The organism is Roseateles sp. (assembly GCF_036404855.1).
In the GTDB taxonomy this organism is placed as follows: domain Bacteria; phylum Pseudomonadota; class Gammaproteobacteria; order Burkholderiales; family Burkholderiaceae_C; genus Pelomonas.
The window spans coordinates 1-3,248 of sequence record NZ_DASWYS010000274.1 but is presented as its reverse complement, the minus strand read 5'-3'; the positions used below and the strand labels follow the sequence as shown (position 1 = coordinate 3,248).

Genomic DNA, 3,248 nt, shown 5'->3' with positions numbered 1-3,248 from the left:
GTAGCCCTGCACCGCCTGCTGCAGCAACGCGCGAATGGCGTTGACGTCGTTGGACCGCATGGCGGTGTCCAGGGCTTCCAGCAGGCCCAGCAGCGTGTCGGGGGGGAGCAGCGCTTCCTGGGCGCGCAGGATGCGCGGGTGTTGCGTGGGCAGCGGGTTGTCGCCGATCAACAGTTCCTCGTAGAGCTTCTCACCGGGCCGCAGGCCGGTGATCTGGATCTCGATCTGGCCCCAGGGCTGCTGCTCGTTTTTCACTTGCAGGCCGGAGAGTTCGACCATGCGGTGGGCGAGGTCGACGATGCGCACCGGCTCGCCCATGTCGAGCACGAAGACGTCGCCGCCCTCGGCCATGGCGCCGGCCTGGATGACGAGCTGCGCCGCCTCGGGGATGGTCATGAAGAAGCGCGTGATGTCGGGGTGCGTGACCGTGACGGGTCCGCCGGCGGCGATCTGCCCGCGAAACAGCGGCACCACCGAGCCGCTGGAGCCCAGCACATTGCCGAAGCGCACCATGCTGAACACGGTGCGGGCGGCGTGCCGCTCGGCCAAGGCCTGCAGCACCAGCTCGGCCAGGCGCTTGCTGGCGCCCATGATGTTGGTGGGGCGCACGGCCTTGTCGGTGCTGATGAGCACCATGTGGCGCACGCCGGCCTCCAGCGCGGCCTGGGCCGTGACCCAGGTGCCCCAGACGTTGTTGCGCAGGCCCTGCACCGCGTTGTGCTCCACCAGCGGCACGTGCTTGTAGGCGGCGGCGTGGTAGAGCGTGTGCGGCCGCCAGGCCTTGAGGATCTGGCCCATGCGGTCCTCGTCCTGGACGGAAGCCAGCAGCGGAACGACCTCCATGGCGTCGGTGTCCACCCGCTGCATGAGTTCCTGGTGGATGGCGTACAGGGCGTATTCGCTCTGTTCGATGAGCAGCAGGGTGCGAGGCCGCAGCGAGGCGATCTGGCGGCACAACTCGCTGCCGATGCTGCCGCCCGCGCCCGTGACGGCGACCACCTGATCGCGGATCAGCTTGTCCAGCAGGGCGGGGTCGGGCGTCACGGGCTCTCGACCCAGCAGGTCCTCGATGTCGAGCTCGCGCAGGTCGCTGAGGTTGACGCGGCCCGAGGCGAGGTCGGACATGCCGGGCAGGGTGCGCACGTGCAAGGGCAGGGGTCGCAGCGATTCGAGGATCTCGCGCCGGCGCTTCTGCGAGGCCGAGGGCAGGGCCAGCAGCACGTCGGTGGCGCCGATGGCGGTCACCAGTTCGCGCAGCTTGTCCGGCCGGTAGACATTGCGTCCGTCCAGGCTGTTGCCCTGCAGGGCCGGGTCGTCGTCGATGAAGCCGAGCAGCCGGTGTTCGGGGCTGCGCGCCAGCGCGGCGGCCAGCTGTCGGCCGGCGGTGCCGGCACCGTAGATCAGCACGCCGGGCAGCTCCTTGCGCATCAGCACCTTGCGGTACAGGCCGCCCAGCCAGACGCGAACGAACAGGCGGCTGAGGCCGATGAAGATGAACAGCAGCAGGGGCTGGATCACGCCCACCGAGCGCGGCACGCCGGGCACGCCGATGGCGGTGAAGACCGTGGCGTAGAACAGGCCATAGAGCGCCATGGCCTGGCCCAGGCTGAGCATGGCGTTCCAGCCGGCGTAGCGGAAGATGGCGCGGTACAGGCCGAAGCGGGCGAAGAGGGGGATGGCCATTGGCACCGAGCCGATCACGGCCCAGAGGTAAGGCATCTCCAGGCGCAGCCAGACCTCCAGCCGCAGGTACAGGGCGACCCAGACGGCGAGCACGCACAAGGCCACGTCGACGGCCACCGCGAATGCCCGCTTCAGCATCCGCGGCATGTGCAGCAAGGCGCCGGCCAGGCCCTCGTCGGCGTGGCCGCTCGATCGGGGTTGCACGTCGTTCATGAACGGCCCTCGCCCGGGGCGACGATGGTGTCGTCGGGCAGGTGCACCCCATAGCCGAGGGCGGCGCCGGCTTGCAGCCAGGCCCGCTCGCCGATGGTGCTGCCGCCGGCCATGGTGGCATTGGCGCCGAGGTGGCCGAAATTCGCGACCTGCGCGTGGTGGTCGACCACGGCGCCGACGTTCACGATGGCGCCTTCGCCCAGTCGGGCCTGCGTGCCGAGCACGGCGCAGGCCATGAGTGCCGTTCCGGCGCCCAACACGGCGCTGGGCGAGGCGAAGGCGCGGGGGTGCACGAGCGTGGCCAGTTCGAGCCCGGCCGCGCGCGCGCGCGCGCAGAGCGTCTGGCGGGTGCGGTTGTGGCCGATGGCCACATGCACCGAGGGGACGCCGCGGGCGGGCAATTGGTCGAGCAGAGCCGTCGGGCCCCAGACGGGTACGCCCATCACATCCGTGCCGGCGGGTTGTTGGTCATCGAGGAAGGCCTGGATCTCGTAGCGGCCGTCCAGGCGCACGAGCTCGAGCACGCTGCGGCCATGGCCGCCGGCTCCAACGATGACGAGCGGCATCGGCTGGCTCATTCGACCTTGTCTCCCTGGGTGTCCGATGGGTCAGTGCTGCACGCCCTCGCGCCGCAGCACCTTCACGGCCGTGAGCCAGAGGATGCGCAGATCGAAAGCCAAGCTCCGGCGCCGAAGATACTCGATATCCAGGGCCACTTTCTGCGGGATCGGCAACTCGTCGCGGCCGTTGATCTGCGCCCAGCCGGTGAGCCCGGGCAGCAGCTCGTGCACACCGGCTTCGGTGCGCAGGGCGATGAGGTCGTCCTGGTTGAACAGCGCTGGCCGCGGGCCGACAAAGCTCATGTCGCCCTTGAGGATGCTCCAGAGTTGCGGCAGCTCGTCCAGGCTGGTCTTGCGCAGGAAAGGACCGATGGGCGTGAGCCAGCGCGCCGGGTCGTCGAGCAGATGGGTGGCCACCGCGGGGGTGTCGGTGCGCATGCTGCGGAACTTGGGCATGCGAAAGAGGCGGTTGCGTCGGCCCACGCGGTCGCTCCAGTAGAGCGCGGGGCCGGGGGAGGTGAGGCGCACGGCCAGCGCGATGGTCGAGATAGGCAGCAGCAGCAGCAGTGCCGCGGGGATCGCTAGAGCGAGGTCGAAAAGGCGCTTCATCGCAGGTCGTGTGGGGCCTGCGATTCTAGTTGGCTAGCCGTACGCGACCTTGGCCTTGCTGTCGGGCCGACGAACCGATAGCCAGCGCTTCACTTGCATCAGTCCGAGACCGAAAAAGGCGAAAAACAGCGGATTCATGAAAGCGCGTTGCCGAGTGCTCCATTCGCCCATCATGAGGATGTA

Annotated in this window: 3 protein-coding genes; all 3 read right to left on the bottom strand. The window is 69.2% G+C overall.

From position 1 onward, the window contains the following. A partial coding sequence (locus VGF12_RS18045; protein WP_331177430.1) for a nucleoside-diphosphate sugar epimerase/dehydratase occupies positions 1-1,896 on the bottom strand: 1,896 nt, incomplete at its 3' end. Beyond that, the gene (locus tag VGF12_RS18040; RefSeq protein ID WP_331177429.1) at positions 1,893-2,474 is read right to left on the bottom strand and encodes an acetyltransferase; all 582 of its coding nucleotides are present in this window, start codon (positions 2,472-2,474) and stop codon (positions 1,893-1,895) included. The genes VGF12_RS18045 and VGF12_RS18040, both read right to left, overlap by 4 nt. A gap of 30 nt (positions 2,475-2,504) precedes the next feature. After that, positions 2,505-3,065, bottom strand: a complete 561-nt coding sequence (locus tag VGF12_RS18035) for a sugar transferase (protein ID WP_331177428.1) — start codon at positions 3,063-3,065, stop codon at positions 2,505-2,507. Positions 3,066-3,248: the final 183 nt, after the last annotated feature.

Excerpts from the sequence above, each read along its gene's own strand:
- VGF12_RS18040 (WP_331177429.1), bottom strand. The coding sequence starts at position 2,474 with ATGAGCCAGCCGATGCCGCTCGTCATCGTTGGAGCCGGCGGCCATGGC.
- VGF12_RS18035 (WP_331177428.1), bottom strand. The coding sequence starts at position 3,065 with ATGAAGCGCCTTTTCGACCTCGCTCTAGCGATCCCCGCGGCACTGCTG.